Raw genomic sequence first — 22,343 nt, forward strand, 5'->3', positions numbered from 1 at the left:
CTCCTCACTGTGGCGGAATGGGTCTACGCACGTAGACAAGGTGCGTGATGAAGAACGTAGAAGTGGGCTACCCACTGTGGCAATACCGCTGCCGCCAACCGCTGAAGACGTTTCTGTTTCATCCGCCCGGCACTCCACCGGCCCACAACCATGACGACGACTCACGCGGCGACCACGGTGAAGGGCACGAAGGTCACGGCCGAGCCGACGGCCGGCGGCGAGGCGCAGAAGCTGACCGGCACGACCAGGAAGGACAGCCCGGTCAGCTTCAGGACGACGGTGCGCCGGGGCGTTGCCGGGGCCCGCTGGACGTCACCGATGTGCGCTATGTGCCACCAGCACCTCGCGCACTACGGCGAGCTCGACCCGGTCCACGGCCTGGACCTGACCCGGCCGACCGGCCGGCCGGACCCCGCACCCACCGGCCGGGGCCCGGTCACCGTTCGCCCCTCCACCGCTCGGTCCGTCGGCCTCGGCCGACCTGCCTCAGCCGACCGACCGGAGAGCCTCGGCCAGGACCTTCGCGCCCTCCTCCGCCTCCGTGATGGTCAGCGAGAGCGGTGGTGCGATCCGCAGCACGCTGGTGTTGTGGCCACCGCCCTTCCCGATGAGCAGACCGCCCTCGCGGGCCGCTTCGAGCACGGCCGAGGCCGCTTCCGGATGCGCCTCGTCGGTGCCGGGCTTCACCAGCTCGATGCCGATCATCAGCCCCCGGCCGCGCACTTCGCGTACGCACTCGGAGCCCGCGCCGATCGCCCGCAGCCGCTCGATCAGCAGACCGCCGACGCGCCGGGCGTTGCCCTGCAGATCGTGTTCGAGGAGGTAGGAGAGGTTGGCGAGACCGGCCGCCATGGTGACCGGGGAACCGCCGAAGGTCGAAATGGAGTTGGCGTCCAGGCAGTTCATGACGTCGGCCCGCGCCACCACACCACCGATCGACATGCCGTTGCCGATGCCCTTGGCGAAGGTGAGGATGTCCGGCGGCCCGTTCTGCCCGTGCGCCTGCCAGCCCCAGAAGTGTTCGCCGGTGCGGCCCCAGCCGGTCTGCACCTCGTCGGAGATCCACAGGACGCCGTGCCGCTCCAGGACCCGGCGGAACGCCGCGTAGAGGCCGTCGGGCGGTGAGGTGAACCCCCCGACGCCCTGGATGGGTTCGGCGATCAGCGCGGCCGGTGTCCGGGTTTGCCCGAGCAGGTCCTCCAGATCGGCGACACACGCCTCGATGAACTCCGCGTCGCCGAGGTCCGCGTAAGGCCCCCGGGTGCGCACCCCGCCGTGCACATACAGCGTCTGGAGCGGCGACAGACTGGTCGGCGACCAGGCGTTGTTGCCGGTGATGGACACCGCGGAGAACGATCTGCCGTGGTAGCTGTTGCGCATCGCGAGGATCTGGTTCGACCTGCGGTACGCGGTGGCGAGCAGCAGCGCCGTGTCGTTGGCCTCGGTGCCGGAGGTGGTGAAGAAGACCCGGGCGTCCGGGATGCCGGAGAGCGTGGCGACGCGTTCGGCCAGCTCGACCATCGGCCGGTTGAGGTAGAGCGTGGAGCTGTGGATGATCCGGCCGGCCTGCTCGCCGACCGCCTTGGTCACCTCGGGCAGGGCGTGGGCGGTCATGGTGGTGAGGATGCCGCCGAAGAAGTCGAGGTAGCGCCTGCCGTCGGCGTCCCAGACGTGCCGGCCCTCGCCGTGGGTGATCTCCAGCGGGTGCTTGTAATAGAGGGCCAGCCAGTCGGGGCTGACGGCGCGGTGGCGATCGTGCAGGCTGCTCACGGCTCCATCAGTCCTTCGTACGCGTCGGGGCGGCGGTCCCGGTAGAATGCCCACTGCTGCCTGACCTCGTCGATGACACCGAAGTCGAGGTCACGGACGAGGAGTTCCTCCTCCTTGTCACTGGCGACCTCGCCGACGAACTGGCCGCGCGGGTCGACGAAGTAGCTGGTTCCGTAGAAGTCGTTGTCGCCGTACTCCTCCTGGCCGACGCGGTTGATCGCGGCGACGAAGTACTCGTTGGCGACGGCGGAAGCGGGCTGCTCCAGCTGCCAGAGGTAACCGGAGAGGCCACGCGATGTGGCGGACGGGTTGTACACCAACTGCGCGCCGTTGAGGCCGAGTTGACGCCAACCCTCGGGAAAGTGCCGGTCGTAGCAGATATAGACGCCGACCTTGCCGACCGCGGTGTCGAAGACCGGCCAGCCGACGTTTCCGGGCTTGAAGTAGTACTTCTCCCAGAACCCCTTGACCTGCGGGATGTGGTGCTTGCGGTACTTGCCGAGAAAGGAGCCGTCGGCATCGATCACGGCGGCGGTGTTGTAGTAGAAGCCGGACTGCTCGACCTCGAAGACCGGCACGACGATCACCATGCCGGTCTCGCGGGCGAGTTCCTGCATCCGGCGGACGGTCGGCCCGTCCGGGACGGCCTCGGCCCAGCGGTAGTGCTCGGGTTCCTGCACCTGGCAGAAGTAGGGGGCGTTGAACACCTCCTGGAAGCCGATGATCTGCGCACCCTGGCGGGCGGCCTCGCGCGCATGCTCCTCATGCTTGGCGATCATGGATTCGGTGTCGCCGGTCCAGGTCGCCTGGACGAGTGCGGCGCGAACGACTGGGGACATGAGCTGCTCCTTCGACGCGGCGTCAGAGAGCCTCAACGCTTTTTCTACGCCCGTAGACACGTGCGTAGAGGAGAACGTAAGCCCCGTCACACAGCGGGGCAAGACCATCACCGTGAACCGGCGGAGTCGATCATGTTTCACACCCGTGCGGTCCACACACCCGTCCGGCCGGCCGGACGGCGGCACCGACGAGCGGGCGCCCCGCGCGGCTCCCGGGCCGCCGGACCCCCGAGCCGGTTTGTATTCTCGGCAGGCGCCCCCGTCCGAGCGGCACCTGCGAGAGGAAACACCATGACCACCGAGCTGAGCCCCGACGCCCTGTCCGGGCTCCTCGACCGGGCCCGTCGGGACTACCAGGACCTGGCGGGGCTGGGCCTCTCGCTCGACCTCACCCGGGGCAAGCCGGCCCCCGAGCAGCTCGACCTCTCCGAGGACCTGCTGAGTCTGCCCGGCGGGCGGCACACTTCCGCCGACGGCACCGACGTACGCAACTACGGCGGGCTGCAGGGGCTGCCCGAGCTCCGGGAGATCTTCGCCGGGGTGCTCCAGGTGCCGGCCGGCCAGCTGCTCGCGGCCGGGAACTCCAGCCTTGAGCTGATGCACGACTGCCTGGTGCACGCCCTGCTGAGCGTGGTGCCGGGCGCCGAATCGCGCTGGGTGGACCAGGAACGGATCGCGTTCCTGTGCCCGGTGCCCGGCTACGACCGGCACTTCGCACTCTGTGAGCGCTTCGGAATCGACATGATCCCGGTGCCGATGACCGCCGACGGCCCGGACATGGAGGCCGTGGAGCGGCTCGTCGCCGAGGACCCGACGGTCAAGGGCATCTGGTGCGTACCGAAGTACAGCAACCCGGACGGCGCCTGCTACAGCGACACGACCGTGGCCCGGCTCGCCTCGATGAGCACCGCCGCTCCCGACTTCCGGATCTTCTGGGACAACGCCTACGCCGCCCACCACCTCACCGACGAGCCCGTCGGGATCGCCGATCTGCTCGCCGCCTGCGCCGCGGCCGGGAACCCGGACCGGGCGTTCGTGTTCGGCTCCACCTCGAAGATCACCGCGGCCGGCGCGGGCGTCGCGTTCTTCGGCTCGTCGCCCGCGAACCTCCAGTGGCTGCTCGGCAACAACGCCAGGCGTTCGATCGGCCCGGACAAGGTGAACCAGCTGCGGCACGTCATGTTCCTGCGCGACGCCGACGGGGTGCGGAGCCACATGGAGCGCCAGCGCGCCCTGCTGCAGCCCAAGTTCGAGGCGGTGGCCCGGATTCTGGACGCCGAGCTCGGCGGCACCGGGCTCGCGGCCTGGACCTCGCCCAGGGGCGGGTACTTCGTCACCCTTCAGGTGCCGGACGGCTGCGCCAAGGAGGTCGTGCGCCGTGCCGCCGAGGCCGGCATCGTGCTGACCCCGGCCGGCGCCACCCACCCGTACGGCGACGACCCGCGCGACGCGGTCATCCGGATCGCGCCCAGCTACCCGGGGCTCGCGGAGCTGGAACAGGCGATCACGGGGCTCGCCGTCTGCGTCAGGCTCGTGGGGTACGAGCAGCTGGCACACTGACCCCGCGCGTCAACTCCTGCCACTTTTCTTCCCGTTCGGGTGATATGCGTTGATTCGGGAGGATTCCGGGTCGGTCTGGGCACGCTCCAGGCGACCGAATCCGGAAGGGGATGTGGTGGGACAGTCACGCGAGTACGGGCGCGCCATCAGCGAGGGGCCGACATCGGCCGATGCTGCGGGCGCGCCCGCCTTGCCCTATCCGAGCGGCTGGGCCGCACTGGCGTTCTCCGAGGAGCTGCGGCCGGGCACCGTGCTCACCCGCCCGCTGGCGGGTCAGGACGTGGTGCTGTACCGGCTGGGCACGGGAGCGGTCCGCGCCGTCCGCCCGTACTGCCCGCATCTGGGCGCCCACCTCGGGCTGGCGAGGGTCGAGGGGGACGATCTCGTATGCCCCTTCCACTTCTTCGCGTTCGGCCCGGACGGCGCGTGTGTGCGTACGGGCTACGACACCGCACCGCCGAGGTCGCCCTTGTCGCAGTTGCCGGTGCTCGAAGTCAACGGCGCCGTGTTCGTCTGGCGGCACCACGACGGCCGCGCTCCGGACTGGTTCGTCCCCGAGTGGCACAGGATCGGTCACCGGCCTGCCCGGAGCGCGGCCTGGGAGCTGGCCGGCAATGTCCAGGAAGTCATCGAGAACTCGGTGGACCTCGGGCATTTCGCCACCCTGCACGGCTGGGACAGGGCCGAGATCGGCGGGCCCGTGGTCTACGACGACGCCGCGTTCCATGTGTCCATGCGGGCCCACGAATCCGCGCCGCTGCTGGGCAGTTTCGTCGTGGACGTGGAGGTGGACGGCTACGGACTCGGCTGTCTGCACGCCGATGTGCACACGCCCCGGCTGGGTCTGCGGATGTGCACGATGGTGATGCCGACGGCGATCGCGCCCAACCGGATGCAGTTCCGCCAGCTCAACCGCATCTCCTTCGCCGAGCCGGCCCGGCTGCCGGCCCCGCTCGCCCGCATGGTGAGCCGCACCGCGGCCAGGCTGCTGGATCGCGCCGTCTTCCGGTCCAGTTGCGAGTTCACCGCCGCGGACTTCCCGATCTGGCACCACAAGCAGTACCAGCAGCCGCCCCGGCTCGCTTCCGGCGACGGCCCGATCGGCCCGTTCCGGCGCTGGGCCCGGCGGTTCTACCCGCCGCAGCCGGGAAAGGACCGCGTGATGCGGCTCGACCGCATCGAGCAGGCCGACGGGGCCGAGGTGGTGTCCTGAGATCGACGGGCCCGGGGTGACGTGCTCCGGGAGGGGAATTCCGGGCCGGACCGGCGTGCGCGCTCCGGCCCGGACCTGTGCTGAGCGGGGTGCGCGCCTGAGTCATACTGAGGCGCCGGAGCACAGGGGGAGGCATACACAGCATGGGGTACGGGGCGGACGGCAGGGGCCTGCCGGAGCGGATCGGCGGGTACGCCGTGGAGCGCGAGCTGGGGGCCGGCGGAATGGGCACCGTCTATCTGGGGCGTTCGCGCGGCGGGCGTGCGGTGGCCGTGAAGGTGGCTCGCCCCGAGCTCGCGGCCGACCCGCACTTCCGGGAGAGGTTTCGCGCCGAGGTCGCGGCCGCGCGGAGCGTGGGCGGCTTCCACACGGCTCCGGTGGTGGACGCGGACCCGGACGCCGCTGCGCCCTGGCTGGCCACGGCGTACGTTCCCGGTCCCACGCTCGCCGCCTTGCTGGAGGCCGAGGGGCCGATGGACGAGGCGCGGCTGCGGCAGTTGGGCGCGGCGCTCGCCGAGGCGCTGGCGGCGATCCATGGCTGCGGCCTGGTGCACCGTGACCTGAAGCCCGGGAACATCATCATGGCCGGGGACGGACCTCGGGTCCTGGACTTCGGGATCGCGCGGGCGCTGGAGTCGACCCGTCTGACGGCCACCGGGACGGCTTTCGGGACGCCGGGGTTCCTGGCGCCCGAGCAGGCGCAGGGGCTGGAAGTCAGCGGCGCCACCGATGTGTTCGCCCTGGGCGCGGTGCTCGTCGCGGCGGCGGGCGGCAGCGCGTTCGGCGTGGGCACACCGATGGGCCTGATGTACCGGTCGGTGCACGAGCCGCCGGACCTGACCGCGGTACCGGACGGCCTGCGGCCGGTGCTGGCCTCGTGCCTGGCCAAGGAGCCGGGCCAACGACCCACGCCGGAGGGCCTGTTGGACCTTTTCGTGCCGGGCACCATGGCGTACTCCCCCACGGTGGCGCTGCCCGCGCCGCCTTCCTGGTCACCGTCCGACGTCGTTCCGCCGCCCCCGCCGCCTTCACCTTCATCGCCCGACGCCGTCCCGCTGCACCAGGCCCCGACCCGGTCGGCCCCCGTGAACGAGGCACCGGGGAACAACGACACCGACCTCGCCTTCGTCGCGATGGCCACCGAGGGCTCCCTCCTGGTCGACGCCTCGGGGGTCGCGCTCAGCTCCGCGGCCGGGGAGGCGCAGTTCGCCTGGGCCGAGATCAGTGCCGTCGAGTACGTGGCCGAGGGCCCCAAACACCTCGGCGTCACCGTCCGCCTCCATGACGGCTCCACCCACCGGTGCCTGCTCACCGCTCGCAGGCGGGCCCGTCTCCAGGAGTGGCTGGAGGACCTGCCGCTGATCCTGGAGTGCTTCACATAGCCGCCGGACAGCGTCCAGGGCCTGCTGCGGGGTGCTGGTGCTGTCCGGCCGCAATTCGATGGCGGACCGGGCGGTGCTTCAGGCAGGCTCTCGCGCCATGGTCTCGGTATTGCAGAATGTGGCAATCGACTGCGCGAATGCCTATGAGCTGACCCGGTTCTGGAGTGAGGTGCTCGGTTGTCCGCTGCACCGGGACGACAAGCCAGGCGATCCGGAGACCGAGGTGATGGTGCCGGAGGGCCCGCTGCTGCACTTCAACCAGGTACCGGAACCAAAGACGATCAAGAACAGGTTTCACCTGTGCCTGCGTCCGAATACCATGCGCGAAGAGGAGGTCGAGCGGCTGCTGAACCTCGGGGCCACCCTCGTCGACGACCGCCGGGAGCCCGGCGGTGCCGGCTGGGCCGTTCTCGCGGATCCGAACGCGTCTCACTAGTAGTTCTGGACGTTACACCAGGTCAGCGGACAGGCGGAAGCCCCGCCCATGCGCCACGGGGGAGCAACGCGCGGACGGGGCAGCCGACACGCTGAGCCATCGGCGTAGCCAGCGAGCCGGGGTCATTCGTCCCGTGTCACGGGCGCATGGTCGGTCACCACGCGCCGGAAGAGGTCATGCGTAGGGTTGCGGCCGGTGTGAGCCAGCGCCCACTCCTGGGCCGTCTCCTGGTGTCCTGCGGGCCGGAATCCTCCGAGCAGTCCGGCGCAGCGCAGAACGCTTCGTAGATCCACCCGCCCTCTTCCTGGTGGCGGATCGTGTGCGGGACGTACCGCAGAATCGCGCGGGTCATGTGGAAGCCTCGGCGGGTGCTCGCTGTCACTGTCGTCCTCTTCAGCGTCGGGCGCAGACAGGCGCAGTCCCCGGCTCTCAGCGATCCGCAGAGCGTCAGTCAGGCACTCGGACAGACGCAGGGTCGCGTAACGCACCTCAGCGTGTGGTGACAGCGGGTCGGCCAGCACCTTGCGCGCAGCGCTGAGCACATCCGCACCCATCGCAAGCTGTACGGCCTCACGGTCGTCAGCGAGTCGGGACAAGGAACCCGCCCGGGTCGTCGGTGCTCAACATGCACCGCTTGCCGTCCTCAGTCGTCCAGCGCAGCAACCGGGGCCGGTGTCCCGTCGGCACGTCCGCAAGGTGCTGCCGTCGCTGCCGGTCGCCGTCTGTTCTCTGCATCGCTTCGGCCCCCTTCGCCTTGATCGGTAAGGGGACCGTACGAGCGACCGGAGACCCAATCCACGTGCGCAGAGCGGTAGTTGCGAAGCACAGCGCGCCGAACCACCACGCTCCGCAGTACCTCAGCCATCGACCCCGAGGTGTGCCGCCATGCTGCGCATGTCTTCCGTCAGCGTCCGCTTGCGAGTCTTCAGGAGGTCCGCCATCACGCGCCGTGCCATGGGCTGATGAGTCAGCCACACATCGGCCGTCTGGCGCAGGTTGACCAACTCGTCCATGGCCTCCTGGTGGGAGCCGAGCAGGACGTGAACCCGTGCGACGTCCAGCCGGTGACGACCCCAGTTGTTCGTACTCAGCCGACCGAAATTCTGCACGGCCTTGGGACTCAGGGGCCCATCGTCGGCGCGCCGCAGAACACCCCGCGCACCACCGACAAGGGCGAGATCCTCGACGGCCTTTGCCTCAGCGGTCACGGGGCCAAACGCGCTCCAATGGGTCGGGAAGTCGGTGTGTTCCCGTTTCAGCGCACCCCCGGCCGTTCCTGCCATTCGGCGGGCATGCTTCGCCATGTCCAGCCGGTTGTTCCTCCGCCCTGCGGCCGCAACCCGTAGCCACAGCTCACCCCAGACAGCGAGTTGGGCGGGCGTTGCCTCGGACATGCGCGGCTCGATCTCCGCTGCCGTCTGCACTGCAAGAGTCTCCGATTCGTCGAATCGGTCCTGCCTGAGCAGCAGCCAGCACAGCCCCACAACTCCCGTTGCTGCCAACTGAGTTTGTCCAGTCTCGCGGGCGAGCCGGATTGCCTCGGCCAGCGCGAAGTAGGCCATGTCGTACTGCCGAACCTGGGTCAGGTACTTGCCCGCCAACAGCAGCGCATGAGCCCGCGCGATCATGGCGTGTTGCTGCTCTTCGCCCTCAGGGATCGCAACGGCCGCTTCGGAGGAGCGCAGCAGTCCGGGCAGCTTCCGGGCGACCGAGGTGTACCGGTCCGCCTGGTAGAGCGCGTGACCGTCCTGTACGCCCTACCGGATGGCCGATGGCTGCGCAGCCTCACCAGGCTCAGCCAGGGGCGCAGCGAGCCCGACAGGGGGCATGAGGGCACGGCGCAGCTCTGCAAGGTGGCGCCGGTTGGCTTCGTCCTGCGGGCCTAGTACAGGCTCGGGCGCCTCGCTGGCGAACAGGTCGGAAGTCGACACCCCCAGCGCACCAGCGAGCAGGGCAAGGGTGTCCATGCTGACGTGCCCGCCCTGTGTACATCGGCACCACCTCAACACCCAGGGTACGCACTCGCCTTAGCGGAGCAGCGCCGTTAGGTCAAGCCGGGTTCGCGTCCGGCTGTTGGGGGGCATGATCGGTGCTCCGTGCCGGGAATGGGCACAAATTCGAGGGAGGGCGTATGGCGGGGAACCTTGGTCCGTATGAGGAATTCACGACAGCAGCAGGCAAAGCGGGGGGCGTAGACAAGCTGATCAGCAGCATCGAAAAGGCTGCCGCATCAAAGGCGTTCGGTAAGGGCGTCGGGCTAGGGGTGGCTGGCGCACTAGCGGCAGTCGGGGGTGCAGCCGCTGTGAAACGCTCCTTGGACGCTCGAAGAGCAGCCCGTGAAGCACTGGCTGACGAGTCAAAAGAGATTCTGAAGACCAAGGTTGGCGAGCCCATGAGATCGGATGGCGACAACCCGGAGAATGGCAACGGCGGGAAGTAGCTGTACAAACTCGAAAAGCCCCGTACCGGCCACCGGGGGAGGTAGCGGGTACGGGGCGGGGCGCTGGCTACGCCTCTTCTGGCTCGTCCATGTCGGCCAGCCTGCGCAGTGCCTCGCGCATGACCTTGTTGAAGCTGCGTCCGGATGCCTCAGAGATCCGGCGTAGCGCTTCCGTCTCGTCCGGCCACAGGCGGACCTAGATGGTTGTGAAGGGTCGGGACCGGGCTGAGGTTGCCGCCCTCTTCAAGGTGTCAGTCAGGGCAGTGGACAGCTGGTGGGCGAGGTGGCAGGCCGACGGCCGGGACGCGCTGCGGTCGCGGCCGCGAGGTCGGCGGGTAGGAGAACACCAGGTCCTCTCTGACGCCGAGCAGGCCGCCGTTCGGCGGGCTGCCCTCGATCACACCTCCGACCTGGGACTTTCGGGACAGCTGTGGAAACGAGGGTAGATAGGCGAGCTGATCTTCAAGCTGTACCGCATCCGCTTCACCGAGCCTGGTGTGGGCGAGTACCTCTAGCGCTGGGGGTTGACCTTCCAGCGTCCCGACAAGCGGGCGGTCGAGCCGGATGCCGCGGGCGCCGCGGCAGACTCGTCGGCATGGTGTGCCTGTGCGTGCTGCTGCCGCGGCGATCGGCGCACCGACGGACCGGACGAGGGATCGGTGTCCGCTCACGGTTCTACGCGGACGTGCGGAAGTTCGTCACGCAGGCGGTCCAGGACCGGCCGGCTGAGCTTCGTGTACCGCAGATCGACGGCTTCGAGACGTGGCAGCCGGAAGAAGAACTCCGGCAGGACCGTCAGTTCGTTGGAGGAGATGTCCAGCCGCCTGAGTCCCTGCATTCGCGCGAACGCGTCGTCGGGCAGCGCGGTGAAAGCGGTTCGCACGATCTGGCCATGCACCGTGCATTCGCCCCAGCGGTCGATCTCCAGTTCCTCCAGGGTGGTGACGGCCCAGATGCCGGAGAGCAGATCCCGGTCCGGCTCGGGCTGGTACGTCCATTGGGCGGACTCCAACACCCTGGCCGGTGACACCGCGCGAGCGGCCGTGTTACGCCACGGCTACGCGGGCTCTTCGAGCGCGAAGCGGCCCCGGTCGGACCGCCGGGGCCCTACCCGGCCAGGGGCACTGCATCCGGCTCCGGGGCGCAGCGGGTGAGGATCTCGTCCATCGAGAGTCCGAGCGCCCCGGCCAGCGCCGCGACCGTGAAGAAGGCGGGTGTGGGGGCGCGGCCCGTCTCGATCTTGCGCAGCGTCTCCGCGGAGATGCCGGCGCTCGCCGCGATCTCGATCATGCTGCGCCCGCCGCGCGCCTCACGCAGCAGCGCTCCGAGCCGCTCGCCGCGGCGGCGCTCTTCCGGGGTCAGGGGGGTTCGTACCATGCCGTCATTCTAATACCGCCGAGACCGGTATAGTAATTGGCATGGTGCAGCTCAAGACAGACACGTCCATCGAAGCCATGCGCGAGACCGGCCGGGTCGTCGCGCAGCTCCTGACCGCCGTGCGGCAATCCGCTGCGGTCGGCATCTCCCTGCGTGAACTGGACGAGGTGGCCCGCGAGGTCCTGCGTGAGGCCGGCGCCGGGTCGCCGTTCCTGAACTACCGGCCGCATTTCGCGCCCACCCCCTTCCCCGCCGTGATCTGCGCGTCGGTGAACGACGCGATCGTGCACGGCATCCCGACCGTCCAGCGGCTGCGCGACGGCGATCTGGTGAGCATCGACGCGGGCGCCACACTGAACGGCTGGGCCGGCGACTCGGCGATCAGTTTCACCGTCGGGCGCGCCCGGCCCGCCGACACCCGGCTCGTCGAGACGGCCTTCGAGGCGCTGGACGCGGGCATCGCGGCGGCGGTCGTCGGCAATCGGATCGGTGACATCGCGCATGCGATCGGCACGGTCTGCCGCAGGGCCGGGTACGGCATTCCGGAGGGCTTCGGCGGCCACGGCGTGGGCCGGTCGATGCACGAGGACCCGGCCGTCCCCAACGAGGGACGACCGGGTCGCGGCATGCCGTTGCGGCACGGGATGGTGCTGGCGATCGAGCCGATGCTGATCGGCAGCGGAGAGGACGCCTACCACGCGGACCGGGACGGCTGGACACTGCGCACGTCCGACGGCAGCCGCGCCGCGCACGCCGAGCACACGGTGGCGATCACCGACGACGGCCCGCGCATCCTGACCGCACTGTGACGCCCGGAGATCCGTCCGGCCCTAGTTGTTCTGGATGAACTGCCTGGCGAGGGCGTCACCGGCGGTGACGGCGGCACTGTGGCTCTCGATCGGCGACACCTTGGAGTTCTTGAACAGGATGTAGGTGACGCCGGACTCCGCGCCGCCGGTCTCCGGGTCCGGGTCGATGCCGAGGGCCTTGGCGGTGGCGTACGAGGCCTCACCGATGATCTTGTTGGGTCCGGTGTCGCCGACGACCGCGTACTCGACGTTGTTGTTGTAGATGACGGCGACGACGCCACCACCCTTGATACCGGCATCTGCGTAGTTCCAGATGCTGCTGGTGCTCGGCACGACGACGTACGGCAGCTTCTCGGCGTTCAGCGGCTTTCCGGCGGAGGTGGTGAACGCCGTCCCGTTCTGGAACCACGGGTCGGTGTCCTCGTTGCAGGCGGCGGTGATCTCGCCGTCGCAGTCGATGTCCATGTCGGCCTTCCAGAACACGGCGCCGTTCTTGCCACAGACCGGAATGGTCGCCGAAGTCTCCTCGTCCGTACGGTACTTGCCGTTGGATATCTGCGAACACGACGTGACCTTGGCCAGCAGGTCGGCCGCGCTGACGGAGCCCTCCTTGAGGTCCGCAGCGGCCGGGGCCGCGCCCCGGGCCGGATCGGCGTGGGCGGCCGGGGTCAGGGTGACGGCCGCGAGCAGGGCGGCGCCGGAGGCGGCAGCGAGGGCGAGCGTTCGAATACGCACAGTGGGGGTGCCCTTCCATCAGGAAACTTTCCTTACCGACGCGCTCAACATGGCCCGGGGCGGATGCCGCCGTCAAGACCAAGGGGCCGGTTCGCCGTGAAGGATCACGAGGAACCAGCCCCGCATCAGGTGTTATTGACGAGCCATCAGCCCAGGTGTCCGCTCGCCGTCATGGGCGTCCGCTCGGACTGACGACCATCGCCGAGCCTCCGCCCCTGCGTACCTTCTCCGCAGCCGCCAGCCACCGCCCGTCCGGCAGCCGCTGCACACCGGTTGCCGCCCCGATCTCCGGGTTGAGCTTGAACATGTGCCCCAGCGACTCCAGTTGCGCCCTGAGCGGGCTGCTCCACAGCCCCGGTTCGAGCTCCGTCGTCGTCGAGTTGCGCTGGCTGGCCCGCGGCGCCGCGATGGCGTCGACCAGCGGGAGCCCCCGGTCGACCGTACCGATGAGCGACTGGAGCACCGTCGTGATGATCGTGGCACCTCCGGGCGACCCCAGCGCCAGCACCGGCTCGCCCTGCTTCAGCACGATCGTGGGCGAGATGGACGAACGGGGGCGCTTGCCCGGGCCGGGCAGATTCGGGTCGTGGACGGCGGGGTTGGCGGGCGCGAACGAGAAGTCCGTCAGCTCGTTGTTGAGCAGGAAGCCACGCCCCGGCACGGTGATGCCGCTGCCGCCGGTCTGCTCGATCGTCAGGGTGTACGCGACGACGTTGCCCCACTTGTCGGCCGCGGTCAGATGGGTGGTGTTCTCTCCCTCGTACGTCGTCGGGGCGGCCGTTGCGCCGGCCTCGCAGTCGGCCGGATGCCTCGGGTCGCCCGGCGCAAGCGGGCTGGTCAGCACCGCGTCGTCCTTGATCAGGCACTCCCGCGCATCGGCGAACCGCTGAGTCAGCAGCTCCCGCGTCGGCACGTCCTCGAACGCCGGGTCGCCCACCCAGCGCCCGCGGTCCGCGAACGCGATCCGGCTCGCCTCGATGTAGCGGTGCAGATACCGCGCCTCGCTCACCTTGGAGAGGTTCGTGGACTCAAGGATGTTGAGCGCCTCACCGACACTCGTACCGCCGGACGAGGACGGCGCCATGCCGTACACGTCGAGGCCGCGGTAGCCGGTCTTCGTCGGGGCCTGCCGCAGCGCCCGGTAGGACCGCAGGTCCTTCGCGGTCAGGTCACCGGGCCGCACCACCCGCGTGGAGTCCGGGTCGACGGGCGGATTCCGGACGGTCCGTACGACGTCGTCGGCCAGCTTGCCCCGGTACAGCTCGTCAACACCCTTGCGGCCCACCTCTTCATAGGTACGTGCCAGGTCGGGATTCTTGAACACGGAGCCGACCACGGGCAGTTGGCCGCCGGGCAGGAAGAGCTTCCTGGTTGCCGGGAAGTCGGCGAACCTGGCCTGGTTGCCCTCGGTCTGCGAGCGGAACGTGCTGTCGACGACGAAGCCGTCCCTGGCCAGCCGCTCGGCCGGCTTCAGCACCTGTCGCAGCGACTTGCTGCCCCAGGCGTCGAGCGCGGAGTCCCAGGTGGCCGGGGTGCCCGGGGTCCCCACGGCCAGCCCGCTGGTGACCGCCTCGTCGAAGGCGAGCGGTTTGCCGTTCTCCAGGAACAGCGAGGAGTCCGCGCTGCGCGGCGCGGTCTCCCGGCCGTCGATCGTCTCCACGGTGCGCCTCTTGGCGTTGTAGTAGACGAAGTAGCCGCCCCCGCCGAGGCCCGCCGAATAGGGCTCGGTCACACCGAGCGCCGCCGCGGTCGCCACGGCCGCGTCCACCGCGTTGCCGCCCTTGCGGAGCACCTCGATACCGGCGGCCGAGGCATCCGCGTCGACACTGGCCACCGCCCCTCCGTAGCCCACCGCGACAGGTGACTTGGGCGGTGCCGCCGACGGTGGCGCGGACGAGGACGGGGCAGCCGCCCCGACCGTGACGACAGCGGCGAGAACAGCCGACAACGACACATTCCGCGCAACGGAACGTCGCATGCGCACCTCCAGTGCAGGATCGTCCGCGCAGGGTAACGCCGCGCCGCCTGCCCCGTCAGGGCCGCCGTGAAGCCGATTCCGAATACCCGCCGGCACTCCTGCTGATGACGGGCGACGTACGCGGCATGGCGCCGGGTGTGAGAACCGCCGGCATCGGCGCCGCGCCGGGGCCGAGTCGGCGGTGGCCGGTGGGCCACGGCGTCGGTGTGCTCGATGACCCGTCGGCGTCGCCCTGTTCGTTCACCGGGCTCGATGCCTTCACGGCAGCCCATTGACATCGGGGCAAGACCACCGCAAGATGATCCGCACACCAATGATTGACGTACAGATCATTCAGGGCGGCGCTCGCCGGCTCCTCTCTCGGTGTCCTCCACTCCTTCGACGCTAGGAGGCCATATGCCTGTGACTCCTGATCCTCTCCGCATCGCCGTCGTCGGCGGCGGCATCGGCGGACTGGCCGCGGCTCTGGCAGCAGCCCGCTCCGGGCACCATGTGACGCTCGTGGAACGAGCCGCCCGGTTCGGCGAGATCGGAGCCGGCCTGCAGCTCGCACCGAACGCCTCTCTCGCGCTTGAGGAACTCGGCGTCCTCACGGCTGTTCAGCACACCGCGGTCGCCCCACCCCGGCTGGTGATGATGGACGCTCTGACGGGCGACCAGATCACCTCCCTCGACCTTCGCGGCGCGGCCTACACCGAGCGCTTCAGGCATCCCTACCTGGTCACGCACCGCACGGATCTGCACACCGCGCTGCTCACCGCTTGCCGGGAACACCCTGCCGTCACACTTCGCACGGGGCACACCGTCACCCACGTCGAGCAGGACGCATCCGGGGCGCAGCTGCACTTCGCCGAATCGTCGGCGATCCTGACCGCGGACGCGGTCGTTGCCGCGGACGGCCTGCACTCACGTCTGCGCCAGGCCCTGGTGGGCGACGGGGAGCCGGTCTGCTCCCGTTACGTGGCCTTCCGCGGCGCTCTGCCGACCGGGAAGATGACCGGCCGGATGTCGCAGCACGCCGCTTCGGAGGCGGTGATGGTGTGGGCCGGTCCCCGCATGCATCTGGTGCAATACCCCGTGCGGCGCGGGGAGTTGTACAACCAGGTCGCTGTCTTCGAGAGCGACCACTACACGCCGGACTCCGACGACTGGGGCACCGAGGCGGAGCTCGAGGAACGCTTCGCCGGCACCTGCCAGGCCATACGCGACTCTCTGCCGCTGGTGTCGCGCGATCGGCGCTGGCCCCTGTACGACCGCCTGCCCATCGACAACTGGGTGCACGGCCGGATCCTGCTGCTCGGCGACGCCGCCCACCCGATGCTGCAGTACCTGGCCCAGGGAGCCTGCCAGGCGCTGGAGGACGCCGTCGCCCTGGGGCAGGCACTCGGCCGGTTCCCCGACCCGGCCGACGCCTTCGCGGCGTACGCCGCCCAGCGCCGCGAGCGGGCAGCGCGTATCCAGACCAACGCCCGCCGCTTCGGCGAGATCTGTCACCTGGAGGGCATGGGGGCCACCCTGCGCAACGTCCTCCTCTCGTCCCGTACGCCTGACGACTTCGACGACATCTCCTGGGTGTGGACACCGGCCGCGGCCGGCGTTCCTGCCCTGTGAGCCCGCAACCACAGGAGGAGACGATGAGCGACGAACTCGCCTACAAGGCATTGGAGGGCCTGGGGGCCGCGCCGCTGTGGAACTTCTACGGGAACCTGTTCCCCGCCCAGCCGCGCAGCCGCGCCGTGCCCTACCGCTGGAGCTGGCAGGAACTGCGCCCACACCTGCTGCACTTCTCCAAGACCCTCTCGCTGGAGGAGGCCGAGCGGCGGGTCCTGATGCTGGTCAATCCCGGCCTGACCGATCCCCCGGCCACCGTCAACACCCTCTATGCGGGCCTGCAGATCATCCTGCCCGGCGAGACCGCGCAGGCGCACCGGCACACGTCCAACGCCTTCCGGTTCATCCTGGAGGGAAGCGGTGCGTGGACGACGGTCGACGGCGAGCGGGTCTTCATGTCCCCCGGCGATCTGCTGCTCACTCCCGGCTGGCACTGGCACGACCACACCCATGAGGGCGACGAGCCGATGATCTGGCTCGACGCTCTCGACTACCCCCTCGTCAACGCTCTGGAAGCCGGCTTCTACGAGCAGTACCCCCGGCGTCTCCAGCCTGTCACCCGGCCCGACGACGCGGGCAGCAGGCAGTTCCTGCACGGCCGGCTGACCCCCCTCTGGCTCTCCCAGGACGGGCCCAACTCCCCTGTCACCCGCTACACCTGGCAGGAAACACATCGCGCCCTGGAGGGCATCGCCGACAGCGCCGACGGAAGCGATACCGACGGCATCGTCCTGGAGTACACGAATCCGTGGACGGGCGGTCCGGTGATGCCCACCATCGGATGCCGCATCCAGCGCCTGCGCCCCGGCTTCCAGGGAGCCGGACGCCGGCACACGGCCTCCACCGTCTTCAGCGTCGTACGCGGCGAAGGGGCCACGATCGTGGACGGCGTGCGGCTGGAGTGGTCCGAGAACGACACCTTCGCCGTGCCCGGCTGGGCGTCCTACCGGCACCTGAACGCCTCCACCTCGCGGGACGCCGTCCTGTTCTCCTACAGCGACGAGCCCGTCATGCGCTCGCTCGGCCTCTACCGCACGGAAGGCGCCGATCCCGGCGCCTGATCCGCCCATTCGACACCTCAGAAGGAGGCCATGATGCGTCTGGCCCTGTTCAACAAGGGGCGACTCGGACTCGTCGACGGCTACGAACTCGTCGATGTGACCGAACAACTCGCCGGCTCCGGCACCCCCGGTGCGGCCGGTGCGCTCCACCAGCACATCGAGACCGTCGCCCGCGGCGGCGCGGCGGAGATCGACCTCACCCGCTGCGCACGCGTTCCGCTCGTCGAGGCAGTCCTGGAAGCGCCTCTGCCACGCCCCGGCAAGATCATCGGCGCGCCGGTCAACTACCTCGACCACAAGGCCGAGATGGAGTACACCACCTCGGTGGCCGACCTCGGCGTCTTCCTCAAGGCGAACTCGTCCGTCATCGGCCCCGGCCAGGACATCCTCCTGCCCTACACCGACAAGCGCACCGACCAGGAAGGCGAACTGGGCGTCGTCATCGGACGCACCGCCACGCACGTCAGCGCCGATGACGCACTGGACCACGTGTTCGGCTACACATGCGTGCTGGACATCACCGTCCGGTCCGGCGAGGACCGCTCCACGCGGAAGTCGTTCGACACTTTCACCCCCATCGGCCCCTGGGTCGTGACCGCGGACGAGATCCCGGACCCGGACACCCTCGATCTGCGATGCGACGTGGGAGGCGCCACCCGGCAGCGGACCAACACGGCAGACCTGATCTTCGGCGTCCGTGAACTCATCGCCTACACCTCCTCCGTCATGACGCTGCACCCGGGCGACGTGATCGCGACGGGCACGCCGGCCGGCGTGGGGCCGCTCAGCCACGGCGACCGGGTCGTTCTGGAGATCGAGCAGGTCGGTCGCCTGGAAGTGGGCGTCGACGGCTCCCGGGCCGCCCCCTATGAGCAGCGTCCCGGGAGCCGGGATCGCTGACGGACCGGCCGCACACGAGGTGGTGCCGCGCACTCGTAGACTCCTGGGCGTGCCGGCTGTCTCCTTGGCCGGCACCACCTCGGCAGCGGACGAACGGAGCACTGTGGCGCGCGCACTGGATCTGTACAACTACATCGGACACCTGATCCGACGTGCGGAACAGGTACACACCGCTCTGTGGTCCCAGCACGTGTCCCGGGAGATCACCTCCCAGCAGTTCTCCGTCCTGAACGCTCTGAGCCAGAAACCGGGCGTCGACCAGCGCACACTCGCGCACCTCACCTCGCTGGACCGCTCCACGGTCAACCAGATGGTCCGCCGTCTGACCGACCAGCGCTACGTGAGTCAGGTGCGGGACGAAGACGACCGCAGACGAACCCTGCTGAGTCTGACCGACCAGGGAGCCGAGCTGCTCGACTCACTGATCCCTCCGGCAGAACGGGTCAACGAGCAACTCCTGAACGCACTCCCCGCGAGCGAGCGGGCTCTGGCCGTGGACATCCTCCGCAGAATTGCCACCATGGACGACAGGTCGTTCCACGACGAGGCGTAACACCCGGTACGCGGCTGCCTCGGCAACGGCCGACCCGGCGCCCGGACATCCCGCGTGTCAACGCAGGAAGAGGTGTCCAGGCCCCGGGTCCGGATGAGGAGTCACATCTTGCCTCACTCTCGCATTCCTGAAGCAGCGCCGGCCGGTCTGCGGCAACAGCCGCAGCCCCGCCTGGTCACCGGCACCGGTCCCGTCATCGGCCGCGCCCTGCAGATCCTCGGCACCTTCACGGCCCAGCACCCTCTTCTGTCCCTGAGCGAACTGGCCCGCAAGACCGGCCTGCCGGTGTCCACCGTGCACCGCATGCTGGGAGAGCTTCTCGCCTGGGGAGCCCTCGAACGGGACGAGCACGGGCGCTACCGCGTCGGACTGCGCTTGTGGGAGGTCGGGTCCCTGGCGCCCCGTACCCAAGGGCTGCGTGAGCGCGCGCTGCCCTATCTGGAGGACCTGGCAGCCCTCACACGCGAGAACGTGCAACTCGCCGTCCGTGAGGAGTCGGAGATCGTCTTCGTGGAGCGCATCGGCTCCAGCAGCGCCGTACCCACGCTGACACGCGTGGGCGGACGGCTCGCCATCACGGCCACCGGCGTGGGCCTGGTCCTGCTCGCCCACGCCCCGGCCCATGTGCAGGATGCCGCGCTGGCCCGGCGGATTCAGCGCCACACCCCCTTCACCCTGACCGACAGCGGTCAGCTCAGGAGGGTCCTCGCGCAGGTGCGGACGTGCGGCTACGCGGTGAGTGACCGGCAGCTGTCTGCCGACACCCTCTCGGTCGCGGCACCCGTCACGACCGCCGCCGGTGAGGTCGCGGCCGCTGTCTCCCTCGTCGTCCGGCACGGATCCATGCCGGTGGGAGCACTGGCAGATCTCGTCCGGACCAGCAGCCGGGCCATCTCGCGGGTACTTCACACACCTATTTCCTGAGGTGCACGCGCCCGCCACGATTGCTTTCCCGGCATACGGAAAAGGCCCTGGCCACCGGAGGCAGGTGCTCGGAACATGTCTGCGCCGACAGCCGAATCCGCCACCGGCCATCTGCCCCTCTCCGGGCCCCGTCATCCATACCGCAGTCGACAGTGGAGTGCTGCCATGTACATGTTTTTCAGTCGCGTCGCCGCTCAGCGAGTCGTCCGATGAGCCCCTCTTTGCAAGAAGCCCTGGACTCGGGGCGCATGAGCCGCTTCCAGTGGCGCGCCATCGTGATCTGTGTGCTTCTCAACACCCTCGACGGTTTCGACGTGCTGGTCATGTCCTTCACCGGGAAGACGATCTCCGGTGAGTGGCACCTGGACTCCGGCACGCTGGGTCTTCTCCTCAGCAGCGGTCTGGCCGGCATGGCTCTGGGCGCCCTCCTCGTCGCCCCCTGGGCGGACCGGATCGGCAGAAGGCCCGTCATCCTCGCCGGACTGATCGTGGCGGCGGTCGGGATGATGCTCTCCTCGGCCAGCCAGAACTGGCAGCAGCTGGGAACCCTGCGCCTCGTCACGGGCGTCGGGATCGGCGCCGTTCTCGCCTGCAGCAACGTCATCGCCGGCGAGTTCGCCTCGCAACGCTGGCGCGGCCTCGCGGTGAGCCTCAACTCCACCGGCTATGCCATCGGGGCGACAGTCGGCGGGCTCTCGTCCGTGGCACTCATCGACCACTACGGGTGGCGATCGGTGTTCCTGGCCGGCGGAACGGCCACTCTGGTGGTCGTACCGCTCACCTTCTGGCTCCTGCCCGAGTCCCTCGACTTCCTCATCACGAGGAGGCCCAGGAACGCCCTGGACAGGGTCAACTCGCTCGCGCGCCGCATGGGACATCCCGAACTCACCGCGCTTCCCGACCCGCCCCGGGCCGAGCAATCCCGTCCGGCCGGGTTCCGTCCGCTGCTCGCAGGGGAGCTGCGCCGCCCCACCCTGACGCTCTGGGCGGCCTTCTTCCTGGTGATGGCGGCCTTCTACTTCGTCACCAGCTGGACACCAACGCTGCTGGTGGAAGCCGGCATGTCCTCGAACCAGGGCTTGACCGGCGGCACGCTGCTCAACCTGGGCGGCATCTTCGGAACGGCACTCCTGGGCGCGCTGGCCGCGCGCTTCGCCCTGATCAGCGTCCTGCGGGCCTACCTCCTTCTGGCAGGAGCACTGGTCACAGTGTTCGCAGCCTCCACCGGCGTGCTCGCTCTGGCCTTTGCTACCGGTGCGGTCATCGGCGTGGCTGTGAACGGATGCATCGCCGGCCTCTACGCCCTCACACCGGCCGTCTACTCGACGCACCTCCGGGCCACCGGCGTGGGAGCGGCCATCAGTGTCGGTCGCGTGGGCGCCATCATCGCTCCCTCCGCGGCGGGTTGGCTGCTCCACTCCGGCTGGACACCACGGGGGCTCTACGTAGCCACTGGTGTTGTGTTCGCCGCAGCGGGCCTGCTCCTGTTCACCATGCGCGCGAAGCGGCCCGCAACGGGCGCCGCACCCATGGCGGAGCCCGCCGGCTCGGCTTCATAGCGTTCCGGCAATCCGGAGAACAAGCGGACGACGCCCTCGGATGCCGACGCGTCTGTGGGCGTCTTCGCAGACACCTGCACCTCACAGACACCTGCACCTCACCCGACGACGGAACAGGTACGCGGTACCGGGGCCGGGGGTTCAAGGTGCACCTCCTGGAACGCGTCCGAAAGGGGCATCTGCGGCGGGAGCAGCGGCGGCGACTGCGCCTTTGCCGCGGCGTGGCTGTGCCGGACGCTGCTCCGCAGCCGTCTCGACCAGGCCGGACGGGCGAGCAGCCTGACGGCGCAGCTGCCGTGTACGGGCATGTCTACGGCATCCCGATGAGCTGTCGCATCAGGTGGATGGATGTCCGGCTGAAACCTGTCGCCCGGTACAGATTGGCGGCGCGTGTGTTCTGCCTGAACACTGTCAGAGCCATGTCGGTGTTCCCCGTGGACGCGGCGTGGTCCTCCGCAACCTGGAGCAGCACTCGCCCATGCCCTCGTCCCTGATGCTTCTTCTCGACCCCTACGTCGTGGACGAATCCCGTGCGGCCGTCCGCGCTCCTGCCGAGGCACAGACGTCCGACGCGCTCACCCTGATGGAAAAGGTCCTGGAGCTGATAGGACCCCGCCGCTCCACCCGGTCGCGCGAGGGAAGTGAGGGCCTTTTGCGCGCTGGACTCCGCGTAGCCGCCGGGCAGTCCCAGGTCGCGCAGCACCGCCGCGTACCCGCGCAAGAACCCCCGCTCCCACGACTCCCGCCCGGCCTGCGACGTCCACACGGTCGCATAGCCCTCGCCCGGTTCCGTGCCGGCCCGCTCGACCGGGCCGACCCGCTTGCCCAGGTCATAGGCGAACTCCTTGTATCCGGCAAGCGAAAGCATCGGGAGATCGCCGAACCGGAAGGAGGGAAGTGTCAGGAGAACGTGATCGCATCCGGCACTGAACAGCACTCGCTCCGCTGCGCGCACCGCCCGGAGGGCGAGACGGCGTTCGTGATCGTCGTCCTCCACCTGGAACGAGTGGATCCTGCCGACGGGTGCCTTGCCGCCCGTGGCCAGACGCACAGACCCGACATCCCGTGCACCCACTCGCAGGACGTACTCCTCGACCGTCGGATCCGCGCCCGGCGCACCCTCGGATGCCGCCTCCACAAGGCGGAGATCCCCCGACCGCTCCATGCCCCTCCCCGGTTGCCGTCCCGAGCCGCAT

21 protein-coding genes and 1 pseudogene are annotated in these 22,343 nt (G+C 69.5%); 13 read left to right on the forward strand and 9 right to left on the reverse strand.

Going from position 1 to position 22,343, the window contains the following annotated elements; all coding sequences use genetic code 11:
- Positions 1-486: 486 nt before the first annotated feature.
- Both IE107_RS12395 and IE107_RS12400 read right to left on the reverse strand, forming a co-directional pair.
- On the reverse strand, positions 487-1,770 hold the full coding sequence (locus tag IE107_RS12395; RefSeq protein WP_189543796.1) for an aspartate aminotransferase family protein: 1,284 nt from the start codon (positions 1,768-1,770) through the stop codon (positions 487-489).
- A complete protein-coding gene (locus tag IE107_RS12400; protein ID WP_189543797.1) occupies positions 1,767-2,609 on the reverse strand; it encodes a nitrilase-related carbon-nitrogen hydrolase in 843 nt (280 codons plus the stop codon). Before IE107_RS12400 ends, IE107_RS12395 begins: the two co-directional genes overlap by 4 nt.
- 291 nt (positions 2,610-2,900) lie before the next feature.
- On the opposite strand from IE107_RS12400, the gene IE107_RS12405 reads away from it, so the two are divergent.
- From IE107_RS12405 to IE107_RS12420, 4 genes are all read left to right on the forward strand, one after another.
- Positions 2,901-4,169, forward strand: coding sequence for an aspartate aminotransferase type Ic (locus IE107_RS12405; protein WP_189543798.1), 1,269 nt, complete (start codon positions 2,901-2,903; stop codon positions 4,167-4,169).
- 115 nt (positions 4,170-4,284) lie between these two features.
- Positions 4,285-5,382 (forward strand): Rieske 2Fe-2S domain-containing protein, encoded by a 1,098-nt coding sequence (locus IE107_RS12410; protein WP_189543799.1) that lies wholly within the window; start codon positions 4,285-4,287, stop codon positions 5,380-5,382.
- Between the two features lie 143 nt (positions 5,383-5,525).
- Positions 5,526-6,764 (forward strand): serine/threonine-protein kinase, encoded by a 1,239-nt coding sequence (locus IE107_RS12415; protein WP_189543800.1) that lies wholly within the window; start codon positions 5,526-5,528, stop codon positions 6,762-6,764.
- Positions 6,765-6,861: 97 nt separating this feature from the next.
- Positions 6,862-7,200 (forward strand): VOC family protein, encoded by a 339-nt coding sequence (locus tag IE107_RS12420; RefSeq protein WP_189544052.1) that lies wholly within the window; start codon positions 6,862-6,864, stop codon positions 7,198-7,200.
- 122 nt (positions 7,201-7,322) lie between these two features.
- On the opposite strand, the pseudogene IE107_RS36280 reads toward IE107_RS12420, so the two are convergent.
- Both IE107_RS36280 and IE107_RS12425 read right to left on the reverse strand, forming a co-directional pair.
- Positions 7,323-7,552 (reverse strand): annotated as a pseudogene (locus tag IE107_RS36280) (DUF7848 domain-containing protein).
- A gap of 505 nt (positions 7,553-8,057) precedes the next feature.
- Positions 8,058-8,828 (reverse strand): hypothetical protein, encoded by a 771-nt coding sequence (locus IE107_RS12425; protein WP_229866861.1) that lies wholly within the window; start codon positions 8,826-8,828, stop codon positions 8,058-8,060.
- A gap of 503 nt (positions 8,829-9,331) precedes the next feature.
- Between IE107_RS12425 and IE107_RS12430 the strand changes: the two genes are divergently transcribed.
- Together IE107_RS12430 and IE107_RS12435 are read left to right on the forward strand one after the other, a co-directional pair.
- A complete protein-coding gene (locus IE107_RS12430; protein WP_189543801.1) occupies positions 9,332-9,640 on the forward strand; it encodes a hypothetical protein in 309 nt (102 codons plus the stop codon).
- Between the two features lie 200 nt (positions 9,641-9,840).
- Positions 9,841-10,086: a helix-turn-helix domain-containing protein gene (locus IE107_RS12435; protein ID WP_229866862.1), complete on the forward strand. Its 246-nt coding sequence runs from the start codon at positions 9,841-9,843 to the stop codon at positions 10,084-10,086.
- Positions 10,087-10,307: 221 nt separating this feature from the next.
- Here IE107_RS12435 and IE107_RS12440 read toward each other — a convergent pair whose 3' ends face one another.
- Positions 10,308-10,670, reverse strand: a complete 363-nt coding sequence (locus IE107_RS12440; RefSeq protein ID WP_189543802.1) for a leucine-rich repeat domain-containing protein — start codon at positions 10,668-10,670, stop codon at positions 10,308-10,310.
- Positions 10,671-10,747: 77 nt separating this feature from the next.
- The gene (locus tag IE107_RS12445; protein ID WP_189543803.1) at positions 10,748-11,017 is read right to left on the reverse strand and encodes a helix-turn-helix domain-containing protein; all 270 of its coding nucleotides are present in this window, start codon (positions 11,015-11,017) and stop codon (positions 10,748-10,750) included.
- A gap of 41 nt (positions 11,018-11,058) precedes the next feature.
- Here IE107_RS12445 and map point away from each other — a divergent pair, with 41 nt between their 5' ends.
- Positions 11,059-11,826 carry a type I methionyl aminopeptidase gene (gene map / locus IE107_RS12450; protein WP_189543804.1) on the forward strand — a complete coding sequence of 256 codons (768 nt, stop codon included), beginning with the start codon at positions 11,059-11,061 and terminating at the stop codon, positions 11,824-11,826.
- Positions 11,827-11,847: 21 nt separating this feature from the next.
- Here the strand turns inward: map and IE107_RS12455 are convergent, their stop codons facing one another.
- Together IE107_RS12455 and ggt are read right to left on the reverse strand one after the other, a co-directional pair.
- Positions 11,848-12,561 carry a glycoside hydrolase family 75 protein gene (locus tag IE107_RS12455; protein WP_189543805.1) on the reverse strand — a complete coding sequence of 238 codons (714 nt, stop codon included), beginning with the start codon at positions 12,559-12,561 and terminating at the stop codon, positions 11,848-11,850.
- Positions 12,562-12,730: 169 nt separating this feature from the next.
- Entirely contained in the window at positions 12,731-14,539 is a 1,809-nt protein-coding gene (gene ggt / locus IE107_RS12460) for a gamma-glutamyltransferase (RefSeq protein ID WP_189543806.1), read from the reverse strand.
- A 396-nt stretch (positions 14,540-14,935) separates the two neighbouring features.
- Between ggt and IE107_RS12465 the strand changes: the two genes are divergently transcribed.
- From IE107_RS12465 to IE107_RS12490, 6 genes are all read left to right on the forward strand, one after another.
- Positions 14,936-16,150: an FAD-dependent monooxygenase gene (locus IE107_RS12465; RefSeq protein WP_189543807.1), complete on the forward strand. Its 1,215-nt coding sequence runs from the start codon at positions 14,936-14,938 to the stop codon at positions 16,148-16,150.
- A 23-nt stretch (positions 16,151-16,173) separates the two neighbouring features.
- Entirely contained in the window at positions 16,174-17,211 is a 1,038-nt protein-coding gene (locus tag IE107_RS12470; RefSeq protein WP_189543808.1) for a cupin domain-containing protein, read from the forward strand.
- 33 nt (positions 17,212-17,244) lie between these two features.
- On the forward strand, positions 17,245-18,111 hold the full coding sequence (locus tag IE107_RS12475) for a fumarylacetoacetate hydrolase family protein (RefSeq protein ID WP_189543809.1): 867 nt from the start codon (positions 17,245-17,247) through the stop codon (positions 18,109-18,111).
- Between the two features lie 49 nt (positions 18,112-18,160).
- Positions 18,161-18,664 carry a MarR family winged helix-turn-helix transcriptional regulator gene (locus IE107_RS12480; RefSeq protein WP_189543810.1) on the forward strand — a complete coding sequence of 168 codons (504 nt, stop codon included), beginning with the start codon at positions 18,161-18,163 and terminating at the stop codon, positions 18,662-18,664.
- Positions 18,665-18,772: 108 nt separating this feature from the next.
- Complete coding sequence (locus IE107_RS12485) at positions 18,773-19,588, forward strand: IclR family transcriptional regulator (RefSeq protein ID WP_229866863.1); 816 nt, start codon at positions 18,773-18,775, stop codon at positions 19,586-19,588.
- Positions 19,589-19,836: 248 nt separating this feature from the next.
- A complete protein-coding gene (locus IE107_RS12490; protein ID WP_229866865.1) occupies positions 19,837-21,147 on the forward strand; it encodes an MFS transporter in 1,311 nt (436 codons plus the stop codon).
- A gap of 310 nt (positions 21,148-21,457) precedes the next feature.
- On the opposite strand, the gene IE107_RS12495 is transcribed toward IE107_RS12490, so the two are convergent.
- On the reverse strand, positions 21,458-22,198 hold the full coding sequence (locus IE107_RS12495; RefSeq protein WP_189543813.1) for a GNAT family N-acetyltransferase: 741 nt from the start codon (positions 22,196-22,198) through the stop codon (positions 21,458-21,460).
- Between the last annotated feature and the right edge of the window lie 145 nt (positions 22,199-22,343).

The sequence above is a fragment of the Streptomyces gelaticus genome (assembly GCF_014649535.1).
GTDB classification, from domain to species: domain Bacteria; phylum Actinomycetota; class Actinomycetes; order Streptomycetales; family Streptomycetaceae; genus Streptomyces; species Streptomyces gelaticus.